A 13,585-nucleotide genomic window follows, 5' to 3' on the forward strand; every position below is an offset into this window, starting at 1 on the left:
ATAGACTGTCAAAAATTTAGATTCAAAGTTAAGGCGCTGAAAGAAATTTGAGCGCCCTAATTTTATATTAAGAAGTCTTACTTTCTGCAAACCGAGACTAGGCAAGGGCTGTAGAAGCATCAAAAAATAGTTCACCTTTTCTTGTTCAAGTTTTTCGATGATCTAGTGCAGGTTTATGCAATTTATTGTGATGAAAATCACGCTATTATTCGTTTTGTCAATGAGTTCAATACAGAATTTGTTTTAAGAAAGGAGCTAATTATGAAATTGTTATCGACAACACTGCTTGTGACTTCTTTAGTACTAAGTTCAGCAGCAATGGCTTCTACTTCAAACGGAATGACGCTTAGTGTGAGTTCTCTCACTGGCGATCAAGCGGTAGTTAAGGTGACCCAGGATGGTGAACCGCTAGCAAACTACCCAGTAGAAATTAAAGGTTTTGGTCCTAAACAAGCAATGACTGATAGAAATGGTGTGCTTGTTGTGAGTAATGTGGCTGGATCCGGTATGAATTATGTTTTCACGGTTCAAGATCAGCAAGGGAACAAAATTTCAGAAGATGCGTTTTTAGCGAACAAACGTCGTTAATACAGTCTTGAATAATCAATGACTTGGTAAGTTAATGAAAAGTCATTGCGATAAAAATGCCGCTAATTTTCTTTTGGAGTGATCCCTTGAAATTAGCGGCATTGTTGTTTTTATATCTTTCAGACAGGTATGTATTGAATCCAGATTAAGACGCTGTTTGCGCTTTGAGTTCAACGGTTTCTTCTTGCTCTGTTTGTGCAATTGGCTCACATTTATCAACAAACCAACCCATGTAAGAACATAGAATTGTCACGAAGATACAAATAAAGCTCAGCCACATGAAAGGCGCATAAGAGAGTGTTGCAACACCTAAAATACTCGCCATGTAGATACCGTTATCACTCCACGGCACCATACCGGAAGTTAACGTGCCACCAAATTCAGCATTTCGAGAAAGGTTCTTACGTTGGTAACCTAAGCGGTCGTAGTTCTTAGCACAAATCTTCGGCGTCAGAATTAAAGACACATACATCGCCGAACCAAATACGTTACCCATAAAGGCGGTCGCAATAGTGCTTGAAGCAAGAGAGCCAGCGCTTTGAATACGTTTTTCGAATAGTTTGGCTACCGTTTCTAATAGACCTACCTTATCAAGCAGCCCACCAAAACCTAGACCAAATACAATCACCGTCACTGAGCCTAGCATCGAAGACATGCCACCGCGGTTTAAGATCGCATCAATGAAATCAACACCAGAGCTAATACTGTAAGGTGCCCATGCAGTATTGAATGCAGTTAGGAAATCAATATCTTGCACATACACTGCCCACACGATACCCAGCAGAGAGCCAAAGCTAATCACTGGGAATGACGCCATGCGCATCGCCAGTAAACCAAGAACAATAATCACCGGCACAAAGGAGAGTGGGGTAATGGTAAATTGTTGCTCCATAGCCATGATCACGTCTTGAACTTGTGACATGTCGACTTTGCCCGCATAGTGGAAACCAAATGTGGTAAACAGCACACCAGTAATGATATAGCTGATTAAAGCAATAGGAAGCATGCCTTTGATGTGCTCCATGACTTCTACATTCGACATAGAAGACGCCAAGATCACAGAGTCAGAAAGCGGCGACATTTTGTCACCAAAGTAACAACCAGACAGCACTGCACCAGCAGTAATTGGAGCGGGAATGCCGAGACCTTGCCCAATACCCATCATCGCAATACCAGCTGTACCTGCTGAGCCCCAAGAGGTCCCCGTAGCAAGAGCGGTTAATGAACAAATGATCATAGTAGCTAAAAGGAAAATAGAAGGGTGTATTGCTTTCAGACCATAATAAATAATGGTTGGAACGATACCACCAGATATCCAGGTTCCGACAAGCGCGCCAACCGCCAGTAAGATCAACACGGCACCTAAACCATTTGAGATTCCATTTAAAGCGGCTTTTTCTAAATCTTTGTATTTATGGCCAAGATAGATACCTAAACCGATAATGATAAACCAACCGATATAAAGCGCGAGCTGGATAGGAAGGTTGAATTTAGCAGTAAAAGAGAATGCCAGTAATAAGAACAGTCCTAGAGAAATAAAGACCTGTGTCAAACTGGGTAAGCGCGTTGGCTGATACGTCATTGTCGCCTCTAATTAATTTTATACATTTGGAATGATACCCGTTGTACTTGAAGCCGCAGCTTTGTTACCAGCGTTCATTCACCCCAATCATTTAGGCAAGCTAAACTCATGGGGCTTCATTCACTTGTCGCCTCACTGCAACTCCAATTACTTTCTGTATGGATTCCACCGGTCTCAAAAAGACATCGGTAATTTTAAAGGCCTGCACTTTACATGAAGTTTATGAATATATCGAAAATAACCAATAATAATGTGATTTTAATTTGCCGAATTTAGTTTTATTGATATTTACTGTTGTTTATTTGCTCGTCTTTGAAGTTTTTGTTAAGTCTATGGTGTGTTTTTGTTTTTAAACAAGAGGGGAATTGTTATTGAATTCACTGTGCTAGGCTTATATCCAAGTGGCTTTAAGATATTTTATTCTTGCTGAAACTCGTACCTTGAAGTTACTTGGGCATGGATTCAGTGGTAAAGTTCGAGTTCAAAGATGAAAGAGAAGGTACAACATGGCTGGTTTAAGTTTATTAACCTTATTAGATGATATTGCATCAGTGTTAGATGATGTCGCCGTCATGTCTAAAGTGGCGGCTAAAAAAACAGCCGGTGTACTTGGTGATGATTTAGCATTAAATGCTCAGCAAGTGACGGGAGTACGAGCAGAACGAGAAATCCCCGTGGTATGGGGCGTGGCGAAAGGTTCTTTTCGTAATAAGTTGATTTTAGTGCCATCGGCATTAATTGTGAGTTCGTTAGCGCCTTGGTTGATCATGCCGGTTTTGCTACTCGGTGGTTTATATCTTTGTTATGAAGGCGCTGAGAAAGTTCTCGAAAAGTATTTGCCGCATCACCATCATAGTGTACAAGAGAATGCAGAGGCCATTCCACAAGACCTTGTGGCCTACGAGAAAAAGAAAATTAAAGGTGCAATCCGTACCGATTTTATTCTTTCATTAGAAATTATCGTGATTGCGTTAGGTATCGTTCAAGGGCATTCACAACTGACGCAAATTATCGTGGTAAGTTTAATTGCTTTTATTATGACTTGCGGCGTGTACGGTTTAGTAGCGGGGATTGTAAAGCTAGATGATTTAGGTTTTTACTTACAACGTAAAAGTGAAGGCCAAGGTATTATGAATTCAATCGGTAATGGCCTCGTTGCCACTGCGCCTAAGTTAATGAAAGTATTAACCGTAGTCGGAACCGTCGCGATGTTTTTAGTCGGAGGCGGTATTATCGAACATACTATCCCCGCGGTGCATCATTTGACCGATGGCATGATCCAATCGGTGGTGAGTTTGCCAGTTGTAGGCTCTATACTGCCATTCATTATCACCGGCGTGCTTGGATTAGCGGCTGGCGCGGTATTAGTAGGTGTGTTTACTTTACTTGGTAAGGTAAAAGCGAGCATCACAAGTTAATAATCAGAGTCTACAAATCGGTAAATACCAACTATCCTTACTAGATTGATTCTAGGTTTAGGAGGGCGTGATGAAAGGAGTAATTGCGCCTGATGCTGGCTATTGGAAAACGAGCTATTGGAAAGTTGGTTATTGGAAAGCTGTAGCCTTAATGTTGATTCTAACAGCACTAGGCTACAGTACTTCACCATCAGAGAATAATCAAACCACCCCTGACTCTCAAAGCCTTCCATCGCAATCAAATATTATGAAGCCTGCATCTTTAATTTCGCCAGAAGTCGAAGCGATGCAAATTGTACAGTGTCATTGTCAATTACTTGATTCGACAGTGGATCTTCCCATTTACTGTCACTTGAATACCCAATCAGATTCTTATCAACTTGATCTATCTTTTAATTATTATGAGAGTTCTCAACGATACTTGATCTTGTTATCTCATGGGCTAATCTCTCCTTACTGTCAGGCTGTGAATTTACATGAAGTTGAAGGTAGTGTGATGATAACGATCTTTGCGACTCAAATTCAGCGTCAATACGATTGCCTAAACAAGCATTGGCAAGACTGGCAGCCAATTTCAAAGCCTACTCATTCACCATTTGTGGTGTTTCTAAATCAATGTCGTACATGGGATGAAGAACACCCTGACGCTTTCCATTGCAATGTTGACTGGTATGAATATGTGCCGATACTCGTGTTTACCTTTGCTGACATGCAGTCTGTCAGTGAACTAAACATCGGACAGAGCAATACTTTCATTCAATCGTTTTGCCAATTCGGTTTAAAAGAGTTTGGAGATGCATTGTATCTACTTGAAGTACCGAGTTTTAATTTAGCAAAAATGAAGCATTGCAGCTCAGAGACCGAAACAGAATGGTTGTCGATTGATTCTGAAATAGGGCCAACTTCGGCGAATAATGTGATTTAGGGGGAAGGTAGCTGGAATCATTTACAGAAAATTGATTTCTTTAAACTAGCCGAGCGATAACCCTCACTCGGCTAACAACACACTAATTTATGCTTGTGCAATCTCTTGCTCTAAATATTGGATAATATCATTCGACTCATACATCCAAGTCACTTCACCGTCTTTTTCAATGCGTAGGCAAGGTACTTTCACGCGGCCACCACCATCGAGTAGGATTTGACGGTGCGGTTCAGTTTTAGCATCTCTTAATTCGATATTTAAGCTATTACGTTTCATGGCACGGCGAACTTTGACGCAAAATGGGCAGGCATCAAATTGGTAAAGTGCGAGCTGTTGAGTGCGAGCATTGATAACTTGTTGAGCTTCTGGAGCACGCTTTACGCTGCGTGGTGAAAAGATAAAGTTGAGTAATAAAATGATGCGACCAAGGATCCAGCGAATAACGGCCATGTTAGTGTCCTTTTGATGAGGTTGGAGAGTGAGCGGCATAATAAAGCAAGTGTTGGATATTCAAAAGTGAATACCAAAAACTTCTGTTACAAGGTATAAAAAGCTGACTTAGTGAGTAATACAAAGTCAGCTTTCATATATAAATAGTTTAATTACAGCGCTTTAATGTAATCAATAATCGCGTCTGATTCGTACATCCAAGTTACTTCACCAGCTTTCTCGATGCGTAAGCATGGCACTTGCCCTTTACCGCCACCGTTGATTTGTTCTTCACGGAAGTCTGGGTTTTTGCGAGTATCACGTAATTCAAGCTCTACACCTAATTCAGCCATTGCACGACGTACTTTTTGACAAAATGGGCAAGTTTCGAAGTGGTATAACGCCAGTCCTTGAGTGTTTTTCTCAGTCATCATTTTCTCCTAAGAGTTTAAATTTTAATATCGCTTAGCCCAATCAAATCGATATAGGCACTATTACATTTATATTTGGTTGATAGCTCATCTTCCGCTTTAAACTTAGACACGCTTTGGTCGCGAGAAATTTCAGCTAACTTGTTATTCACTAATGCTTTATAAGTTTCACTGTGGCTATACCATTGAACTTCGTAGTTTTTAATTAAATAAGCACCAATTTTATAGCTGTCTTCGGTATGAAGGTAACTACACACAAAATAGCGAGTAACATCTGAATCAGAGAGTCTTTTATCGGTGGCGGCGTGGCTAGAAAAAGCCAGCATAAAAGAAAAGCTAATAGCGAAAAGTCGAACCATTAATGGGCGAAGCATCCGTGTTCCTTAATATGAAATAAGTTCATCGAGTTTCGGTTTATATCCAAGCATCATATCAAACAAGTGAATGAAAAAACCATTACCGACTTACATTACGTCGTTATTCTTGCAAGGTTTCCCAACTAATTTCACATTGCTTATCATCACTTGATACATAAGCCGTATTGCCCGACAACATCACCCCTAAATCTAAAGTTCTGGCGGTCATTTGGCTGAATGTTTGAATGCCTTGATGTTCTAAACGAACGATAGTGGCATTGAGTTGAGAAAATTTAGATTCATTTTGCTTCCACCACACATCTGATTTTGTATTAAAGCTGTATACTTTAACTTGTTTGACAAGGCGCGTGGCTTTCTTAATGCGCTCAAGATCTGGCTCACCGGCTTCAATCCAAAGCTCGATTTGATCATCTAATGTCTTTAGCCAAATATCTGGTTCTTCAATGCTTGATAAGCCTTTGGTGAATTGAAGATCTTGGCTAGCATTAAGGCAAAATGCGATTAAGCGAGCCATCATACGTTCTTCATTTTCTGAAGGGTGCTGCGCGATAGTCAGATTAAAAGAATCATAATAATCACGATTCATATCAGTAAGAGCGATGCGGAATTTGTATATAGTGGGTTTTAAAGCCATGAGAAATCAACATTGAGAAAAAGGGTAGTATACCCAAGTCACTTCAAGATGATAGCGATGAATTCTGCACCTTGAAGTCACTTGGGTATAAATGTACGCGAATAAAAGAAATACCCAAGCCTTTTTATAGTAAGCCAAAGCGTGGCAGTCATTTCGAGCCTACGCTACATTATGTTTATGGAATGGATTAGGACATTAACCCAATGACAACCAAAGCCGATAACACTTGGTACTACCAAACCTTTGCTACTCAATCTTGTGATGTCATCTTAGTTGGCAGCGATGATGGTTTGCATATTTTGCATCTAGAAACCGGAGCCGGAAAAAAAGATGGCTTTAAAGTCGAGCCTAATTGGGTAGAAGACCCAACACGCTTTGCTGATGTGAAAGAGCAACTGATTGAATACTTTGCAGGCAAACGCATAGAGTTTGATTTCACCACGCCATTGAAACCTCTAGGAACCGATTTTCAGCAAAGCGTGTGGCATGCGTTGAACCAAATCCCAACTGGTAGTACATGTCGTTATATGGATATCGCACAACAAATTAATAATCCCAAAGCGGTACGTGCCGTTGGTGCGGCGATAGGGCGCAATCCTATTCCGATTATTATTCCCTGCCACCGAGTTGTCGGCGCGGATGGTAGTTTAACTGGCTTTGCTCACGGGCTAGAGATGAAGCGGATGTTGCTTAATCTTGAGGGCTGTAAAGTAGCCTAGTAACGAATATTAGTCATCAAAAATTAAAACCACTAACGATCAAATAATAATTCGTTAGTGGCTTTTTCGTTTAGCACTATGGTTAGTTATAGATCTTTTGTTAGTTATTTTTTGCTGATTGATTATTGTTTTATTGACTGATGCTTTTTGGGTAACAAGGCTAAGAAATTATCTCGTGCGACTTTGTTGGCGACATCGGATGGGAGTGCATCGAGAAATACATCAAAATCACTGGCCAGTTTTGGTAGTGAATCAAACTTCCCAACCACATCTGAACCGATAATGAATTTGTTTGGATAAGATTCTACTAATTTAACCCAGTGCGCATCAGGATGACCATTTTCATCAAGCAAATAGTCATCTAATAAACTCCAAGACATATCAATGTAAAGGTTCGGGTAGGTTTTGACCATGCGACTAATTTCTTTATATAAGAACTTCATGTGAATTCGGCGATTAATGGATAAGCTAGTACCGGCATGCGCCCAAATAAAACGCGTTTTCGGGTTCATTTTTATCGCGCTTTCCATTTCTGACATAAAGATAGGGCTATTTACGCGGGTAGAGGTGATATTAGAATGCAGCATGATTGGTAAGTCATGTTTAGCCGCTAAGCGATAGACTCTCATTAATGCTGGGCTATCTGCGCGTGCCGTTTCGCCATAAGTTAAGGCAGTTAGATCATCATGGCGAGTAAACACTTCTCCAATACCTTGCCAAAAATCTGGTCGCCACTTCAGCATTAATTCAATGTGATCAACCGCATTCATATCGGTGGGATTGAAGCCAGTCAGAAAAGGATGAAAACGAGATTGTTGTTCTTTAGGTAAAGATTCAACGGCTCTGGCGACTATTTCATCTGTTGCGCTATACCAATAAACTTTAGCGTCATCCCCCATATAGTAAGGTGGGCGTTGAGGTTCATCTTTATGCCACTTCTTTACTAAGCTAATGCCAGAAATCATCGCATGATCTATGTTGCCTTCATCCATTTTGGCAAGCAATTTTTTCATACCTTCGCTTTCTTGGAAGAAGTTAACATAATGCAAGTGACCATCAGTGTAGTGGTAATCTCTTTGGTCTGCCGCCCATAAAGGATTGCTAATAAGAGTGACTGTGGCAGCTAAAGTGGCTAACCAAGGTTTCATACTTTCTCCTGGTTTTTGATGAATTGGCATTATCAAGAGTCGTTACTCGGGTATAAATTACATCGGCTGATAATGTTTTGTGTCATTATTCAAATAGGTGGCTCGTTGTAATGTTTTTAGAATAGTGGAAAAAATAGGACATTAATAAAATTAAATGGTTTCATTCAAGGCTTGATTGCTTTAAATCGTATAGTATTGATTAAACCTGAATCAATAAATTAATCCATAATGCTAGAACACATATAAATGAAACTCAAAATGCCAGCATACGATGTTTTATATTGTTGGTACCAAGGTGAATGTAGCTGTGTAGATAACGGAAAACCACAAATAACCACGCAACAATAACCCCAAAGAAACTATCAATATGTAGGCTGATATATAAAGTACATACCACATAAAACAGTACTGGTATTTCAAATAAATTGGCAAGGTGTCGATTCGTTTTAATTACCATCTCTGGTAGGTTTTCCCCTTGCATCAATTGAAAATACTTCACACTGACTTGTTTGGTCTTCACGCTATTGATACGAACTTTCAGCGTCACACAGCCAACAATAAAAATCAGCAACACCATCGCTGCCATTGGATAAAGCATAAATATTTCCTTGTGAGTGTTTATTTAACTTCAGGTTTTGGATAAAAGAGATTTAGAACAACTTAACCAGTATGTAGTGTATGGAGTTTTGGATCGCTTTGCTTGTTATTATTTTCTTTTATCGTGATAGTATTTTGAGTCAATAATGGTTGTGAATTAGAAGCAAGGAAGCGATATGACACCAGTTTATTTATTTGATTGGGGTGATACCTTAATGGTCGATCACCGAGAGCAGACTGGGCCAATGTGTGATTGGTCGGAAGTGACAGCGGTAGATGGATCCGTTGAAACGTTAGCCATTTTATCGAAAAGTCACCGCGTCTATGTTGCAACTAATGCCGCTGATTCTTCTGAAGAGGAAATCAAGCGAGCTTTTGAGCGCGTGGGATTAGATCAGTATATAAATGGCTATTTTTGTAAGTCTAATTTAGGTATTGAAAAAGGTTCGCCAGCGTTTTTTGAAGAAATTGTTCAACACTTAGGTGTCAATTCAGACCTTATTACTATGGTTGGTGACTCTTACAATAATGACATTGCTCCTGCAATTTCGGCGGGCTTAAAAGCGATTTGGGTAACGCCAAGTAATAATTCGAATCAAGCTCATGACGACGTAAACCAAATTAACAACTTGCGAGAACTATGCGGATAATACATAGATTCTGAATGGTTATTTTTGACCCCAAATTAGGACTGACATATGAATATGAAAGCGTTTTCTAGCCTAGTCGGCTTGTCTTCCCATACTCTTCGATATTATGAAAAAATTGGTTTGCTTAAGAATATTCATCGAAATAGTAGCGGTCATCGTGAATATACCAATAAAGATTTTATCTGGATTGGTTTTGTGAAGCGATTAAAAGACACCGCGATGCCTCTAGATGAAATCTTACAGTATGCAAAGTTAAGAGAGCAGGGGGCGGAGTCGCTATTGGAACGACAACACTTATTAGAACAGCATCAACAAAACTTAAAAAAATATATTGATGAGCAACAGAAACACATGGCGGCTTTAGAAGAAAAAATTAGCCTATATAAAAATGGAAAAGTGAGTTGACTTAGAGTGAACTCTAACTTGTATGGTGTGCTTATTCTTAACTAAATAGGTACATAAACCATGCAAAAATCACGCTTTGAAATTGGGTTACAACTACTGTCTGAAATTGATGGCGAAGCCGGGCATAACGTCATCGAGAGCTTGCAAGATATTTGTCCAGATCTTGCTAAGTACACCATTGAATATCCTTTTGGCGATATTTACTCACGCCCAGGGCTTGATCTGAAATCCCGAGAAATAGTAACGGTAGCCGCACTCACTGCCTTGGGAAATTGCGCCCCTCAACTCAAAGTTCACCTACATGCAGCATTGAATGTTGGATGCAGTGACGATGAAATAAAAGAAGTAATCATTCAAATGTCGGGTTATGCAGGATTCCCTGCGGCATTAAATGGAATGTTTGCATTTAAAGAAGTACTAGAGGATAGAAGTGAACAAAACCCGCAGACCTAAATCTGCGGTTATCCCTCGATCGCTTAGAATCTTATCGCTTGGTATTTGAAAGCTTAATCAAAGCCAAGCGTAAGAAATTAAGGTAGATAATCGTCATTACGTAGTAAAAACCATTACATTATTTATTTAATTGTACGGCGGTGTTTCGGAATGACCATACTTTGTGACCTTTTTGCATTGCCTTACCCATTAAAACAATAATGATAGCTCCAAGTAAAACTGGCGTGACCAAAAATCCCCAACTTTGTCCTGATAACATGATAAGCAATGGATTAGCACCTGCAGGTGGGTGTGTTGTTTTAGTGACTAGCATAGCGCTAACGCCAAGCCCTGTTGCAATCGCTAGAGTAATTGGCGTCACACCAATCAGTTGCACAAATGCTACTCCTATTATGGCGGTAACTAAGTGACCTAATATTACATTTTTAGGTTGTGCTAATGGGCTATCAGGTAAACCGAATACTAGAACTGCGGTCGCTCCAAAGGGAGCCATTAGCATGATGGTTTCTTTTAAGGTGGAATCAAGAAGTGAAAGAATACCAATTGCCACAGTAGCTCCAAATCCTGCAAATATAGCGGTCATTATTCTATTCATAAAGTTCTCCAAGTTAGAGTTTCAAGGTAGACCAATCTGTCTACCTATTGCCAATGTAGACAACTTGGTCTACTCTTGTCAAGTCAAATGAATTAGGAAAATTTATGAACGAAAAACGTCAATTACTTATTGAGACAGCACTGGCTCTTTTTTATCAAAATGGCATTAATTCGGTAGGGATAAATGAAGTGCTAAAAGTATCCGGAGTGGCGAAGAAAACGTTATATAGCCACTTTGATAGCAAAGAAGCTTTGATTCTAGCTGTGCTTGAGCATCGACATGAAATTTTCACGGCTTGGCTTGCAAGCAAGCTGGATGGGATAACTAATAATCACGATTTGGTTGAAAAACTATTTCATGCACTCAATTCTTGGTTTATAGGTTCAGAACCTACTTTAGGCTCTTTTAGAGGTTGTTTTTTTATTAATAGTTCTGCTGAATTCAGTGATCCAAATAGTGATATTTCGCTTTATTGCCATAAGCATAAGCAAGAGGTAAAAAACCTTATTGGACAGAAAATGAATACGGAGGATTCTCTATTTCTTGATGCGCTCTGTATTATGAAAGAAGGCGCAATCACCACCGCATATATAAGCGGTGATTATGATGTTACCGATCAATGCATCAAGATATTAAATGCAAAAATGGCTGAGTGAATCAAAAAGGATGAACAAACAAAACCCACAGACCTCAATCTGTGAGTTTAGTGTCTTATTAGCTTTTAAGTAACTCTAAACTCAGAGTAGTGGCAAGCTTAGATCAGCTGCATTGTGGTTATGCAGGTTCTTGCTTTATCAGTAGTGCTTAGTACTTCGGTGCTGGTTTTGTCGTTATAAGTAAACGTCACTTCTAAGTTTTTGCGATCTTTTGGCATCCACAAATCAATGAAGCCGTCTTTTTGTGTGGTGATTTGGCCGTATTTCAACACCTTTTTATTATCTAAATCGACGACTTTTATCATCATGGTTTTTTCGACCATTTCACCTTGGCAACCAGTTGGTACGTGGTAGCCGCATGGGTGAGTTTGGTTTTCATAAGGGGCGATAGACAATAAATGCTGATCTTTGGTTGGGATCTGAATTTGGCTGTCGTCATCAAATCTTGCCACAATCACATCAGGCATGACTTGAATCGATGCGGTGCCTTTGCGGTGATACTCATGCGCTTTTTCTAATGCTTGTGGGGCAGTTAATCCTTCAAATTTATCGGCTTCATTGGCCAAAGTTGAAAAAGATAAAGCTGCGGCGAATGCGCTAGTGAGTAGTGTTGTTAGCGTTAAACGTAGGTTCATTGTATCCTCCTAACACTTCCAATATTGGTCGTGTATGTATTCAAAAGTTAAGTTTTTAATTGTGTTGATGTATTGAATTACAACCAAACAGATTGAATAGGAGGTCGTGACAAATTAGGTAGCGTTAAAGAGGGGATGGATTCGGTATGGTCATTATATCCTGAAGCAGCTGATGGATTGCTTTCAATACCCAGTGCAGTCGGTAAGGTCGCATATATCGTAGTGCATGAAGCGCAGTGATCATTGCTATGTTGAGTCGAGTCTGAGCATGGGTAATCAGTCGTTAGACTAGTTTTGATCATGCTGGAACAAGGAGAACTATGTTGTTGTTCACCTGACTTTGCTTGCTCGGAATAGTTGATATCTGATGACATTTGAGCCATTGAAATGGGAGTAGCAACACTCACACTCGACAGTACCACGGAGATCAAGGTCATCAACAATATCAGCGAATTGTGAAGTTTAAAGCGAAGCATATAAGCCAATGACTCGTCGTGAATGAATAGATACTGGATAATAATAAAGGTTCCTACTGGGGGAAGGTCAAGATGAAGATCAAAGTTAAATGCTAAATTTGAAATTTACTTTTATCGCCGATATCAAAGTGAAACGGTTGTCTAAACTTGGCAATGCCAATGGTAAAGAGCAACACAGTAGATAGGCCAGCGGCGAGATAAAAAACCGGCAACCAAATTGGCAGAGCGAAGCAAATCCAGAACAGAATTAATACCAATGGGGTAATTCGAATTAATTGAATGCGGAAGCAGTAGTACTCTTTGATGGAAAGGCCGCACCACACGGCGAGGCTTGCTCCAACCGCAATCGGTGTAAACAAATTCGCAATGAATAAACAAACCGCAAATAGGGCGCTACTTTGGATAAACCAGCGAATGATTTTGTCATAAAGATGCACACAAGCACTGGCGATCAATGCGCTCACAATTAGCAATGGTACGCCATATTGTTCAAGCCCGAACCCTAACAAAGCAATCGCAATGGCTGACAATAAAAAGCACGAGCGATACACCGCCACGGTAGCGTAGTCGATGCGATCGAGTCTTGCTTTAAAGTGAATGTCAGCCATAACTGATTTCTTATTAAATATTACTTAGTTAGTTATAGATTTTGAATGTCGATCAGCGTGTCAGTATGTAGTCTAAAGCACCCGTAATCGCGGCTATTTGAGCGCGGTTACATTCATCATCGGTGATTTAATGGAGATAAAATTCTCTCTTTATGCATAGAAAAACTGAGCAACACAAACAGTATTTTGTTAGATTGGTCACAATAATACATTAGTAGAGACAAATAATTCACCTGTATTTAATAGGTGAATGGTAAAT

General features: G+C 39.8%; 19 protein-coding genes. 8 read left to right on the forward strand and 11 right to left on the reverse strand.

From position 1 onward, the window contains the following. The first annotated feature begins 261 nt into the window (after positions 1-261). Positions 262-588, forward strand: coding sequence for a hypothetical protein (locus ACE3G9_RS12785; protein ID WP_449219316.1), 327 nt, complete (start codon positions 262-264; stop codon positions 586-588). A gap of 145 nt (positions 589-733) precedes the next feature. Here ACE3G9_RS12785 and nhaC read toward each other — a convergent pair whose 3' ends face one another. After that, positions 734-2,170: a Na+/H+ antiporter NhaC gene (nhaC, locus tag ACE3G9_RS12790; protein ID WP_449219317.1), complete on the reverse strand. Its 1,437-nt coding sequence runs from the start codon at positions 2,168-2,170 to the stop codon at positions 734-736. A gap of 506 nt (positions 2,171-2,676) precedes the next feature. On the opposite strand from nhaC, the gene ACE3G9_RS12795 reads away from it, so the two are divergent. Further along, positions 2,677-3,588, forward strand: coding sequence for a DUF808 domain-containing protein (locus ACE3G9_RS12795; protein ID WP_449219318.1), 912 nt, complete (start codon positions 2,677-2,679; stop codon positions 3,586-3,588). Between the two features lie 70 nt (positions 3,589-3,658). After that, positions 3,659-4,513, forward strand: a complete 855-nt coding sequence (locus ACE3G9_RS12800; protein WP_449219319.1) for a hypothetical protein — start codon at positions 3,659-3,661, stop codon at positions 4,511-4,513. A gap of 87 nt (positions 4,514-4,600) precedes the next feature. Here ACE3G9_RS12800 and ACE3G9_RS12805 read toward each other — a convergent pair whose 3' ends face one another. From ACE3G9_RS12805 to ACE3G9_RS12820, 4 genes are all read right to left on the reverse strand, one after another. Continuing rightward, on the reverse strand, positions 4,601-4,963 hold the full coding sequence (locus tag ACE3G9_RS12805; RefSeq protein WP_449219320.1) for a glutathione S-transferase N-terminal domain-containing protein: 363 nt from the start codon (positions 4,961-4,963) through the stop codon (positions 4,601-4,603). Between the two features lie 152 nt (positions 4,964-5,115). After that, positions 5,116-5,373 carry a glutathione S-transferase N-terminal domain-containing protein gene (locus tag ACE3G9_RS12810; protein ID WP_417879817.1) on the reverse strand — a complete coding sequence of 86 codons (258 nt, stop codon included), beginning with the start codon at positions 5,371-5,373 and terminating at the stop codon, positions 5,116-5,118. A gap of 17 nt (positions 5,374-5,390) precedes the next feature. Beyond that, a complete protein-coding gene (locus tag ACE3G9_RS12815; RefSeq protein WP_449219321.1) occupies positions 5,391-5,747 on the reverse strand; it encodes a hypothetical protein in 357 nt (118 codons plus the stop codon). Positions 5,748-5,850: 103 nt separating this feature from the next. Continuing rightward, the gene (locus ACE3G9_RS12820) at positions 5,851-6,384 is read right to left on the reverse strand and encodes a YaeQ family protein (protein ID WP_449219322.1); all 534 of its coding nucleotides are present in this window, start codon (positions 6,382-6,384) and stop codon (positions 5,851-5,853) included. A 203-nt stretch (positions 6,385-6,587) separates the two neighbouring features. Between ACE3G9_RS12820 and ACE3G9_RS12825 the strand changes: the two genes are divergently transcribed. Continuing rightward, positions 6,588-7,103, forward strand: a complete 516-nt coding sequence (locus ACE3G9_RS12825) for a methylated-DNA--[protein]-cysteine S-methyltransferase (protein ID WP_449219323.1) — start codon at positions 6,588-6,590, stop codon at positions 7,101-7,103. A 122-nt stretch (positions 7,104-7,225) separates the two neighbouring features. On the opposite strand, the gene ACE3G9_RS12830 is transcribed toward ACE3G9_RS12825, so the two are convergent. Next, positions 7,226-8,251 (reverse strand): amidohydrolase family protein, encoded by a 1,026-nt coding sequence (locus tag ACE3G9_RS12830; protein WP_449219324.1) that lies wholly within the window; start codon positions 8,249-8,251, stop codon positions 7,226-7,228. Positions 8,252-8,504: 253 nt separating this feature from the next. Then, on the reverse strand, positions 8,505-8,849 hold the full coding sequence (locus ACE3G9_RS12835) for an MAPEG family protein (protein ID WP_449219325.1): 345 nt from the start codon (positions 8,847-8,849) through the stop codon (positions 8,505-8,507). A 175-nt stretch (positions 8,850-9,024) separates the two neighbouring features. Here ACE3G9_RS12835 and ACE3G9_RS12840 point away from each other — a divergent pair, with 175 nt between their 5' ends. The 3 genes from ACE3G9_RS12840 to ACE3G9_RS12850 are packed head-to-tail and all read left to right on the forward strand — an operon-like array spanning position 9,025 to position 10,356. Beyond that, positions 9,025-9,498, forward strand: coding sequence for an HAD family hydrolase (locus tag ACE3G9_RS12840; protein WP_417879823.1), 474 nt, complete (start codon positions 9,025-9,027; stop codon positions 9,496-9,498). A 48-nt stretch (positions 9,499-9,546) separates the two neighbouring features. Further along, on the forward strand, positions 9,547-9,903 hold the full coding sequence (locus ACE3G9_RS12845) for a MerR family transcriptional regulator (RefSeq protein ID WP_449219326.1): 357 nt from the start codon (positions 9,547-9,549) through the stop codon (positions 9,901-9,903). Between the two features lie 60 nt (positions 9,904-9,963). After that, a complete protein-coding gene (locus ACE3G9_RS12850) occupies positions 9,964-10,356 on the forward strand; it encodes a carboxymuconolactone decarboxylase family protein (RefSeq protein WP_449219327.1) in 393 nt (130 codons plus the stop codon). A 118-nt stretch (positions 10,357-10,474) separates the two neighbouring features. Here ACE3G9_RS12850 and ACE3G9_RS12855 read toward each other — a convergent pair whose 3' ends face one another. Next, a complete protein-coding gene (locus ACE3G9_RS12855; RefSeq protein ID WP_449219328.1) occupies positions 10,475-10,951 on the reverse strand; it encodes an HPP family protein in 477 nt (158 codons plus the stop codon). Positions 10,952-11,055: 104 nt separating this feature from the next. Here ACE3G9_RS12855 and ACE3G9_RS12860 point away from each other — a divergent pair, with 104 nt between their 5' ends. Beyond that, complete coding sequence (locus ACE3G9_RS12860) at positions 11,056-11,607, forward strand: TetR/AcrR family transcriptional regulator (RefSeq protein WP_449219329.1); 552 nt, start codon at positions 11,056-11,058, stop codon at positions 11,605-11,607. A gap of 98 nt (positions 11,608-11,705) precedes the next feature. Here ACE3G9_RS12860 and ACE3G9_RS12865 read toward each other — a convergent pair whose 3' ends face one another. From ACE3G9_RS12865 to ACE3G9_RS12875, 3 genes are all read right to left on the reverse strand, one after another. Continuing rightward, positions 11,706-12,242, reverse strand: a complete 537-nt coding sequence (locus ACE3G9_RS12865) for a CueP family metal-binding protein (protein WP_449219330.1) — start codon at positions 12,240-12,242, stop codon at positions 11,706-11,708. A 77-nt stretch (positions 12,243-12,319) separates the two neighbouring features. Beyond that, positions 12,320-12,679, reverse strand: coding sequence for a hypothetical protein (locus tag ACE3G9_RS12870; protein WP_449219331.1), 360 nt, complete (start codon positions 12,677-12,679; stop codon positions 12,320-12,322). Between the two features lie 131 nt (positions 12,680-12,810). After that, entirely contained in the window at positions 12,811-13,326 is a 516-nt protein-coding gene (locus ACE3G9_RS12875; protein WP_449219332.1) for a DUF2301 domain-containing membrane protein, read from the reverse strand. Positions 13,327-13,585 lie beyond the last annotated feature (259 nt).

The sequence above is a fragment of the Vibrio sp. E150_018 genome (assembly GCF_053544035.1).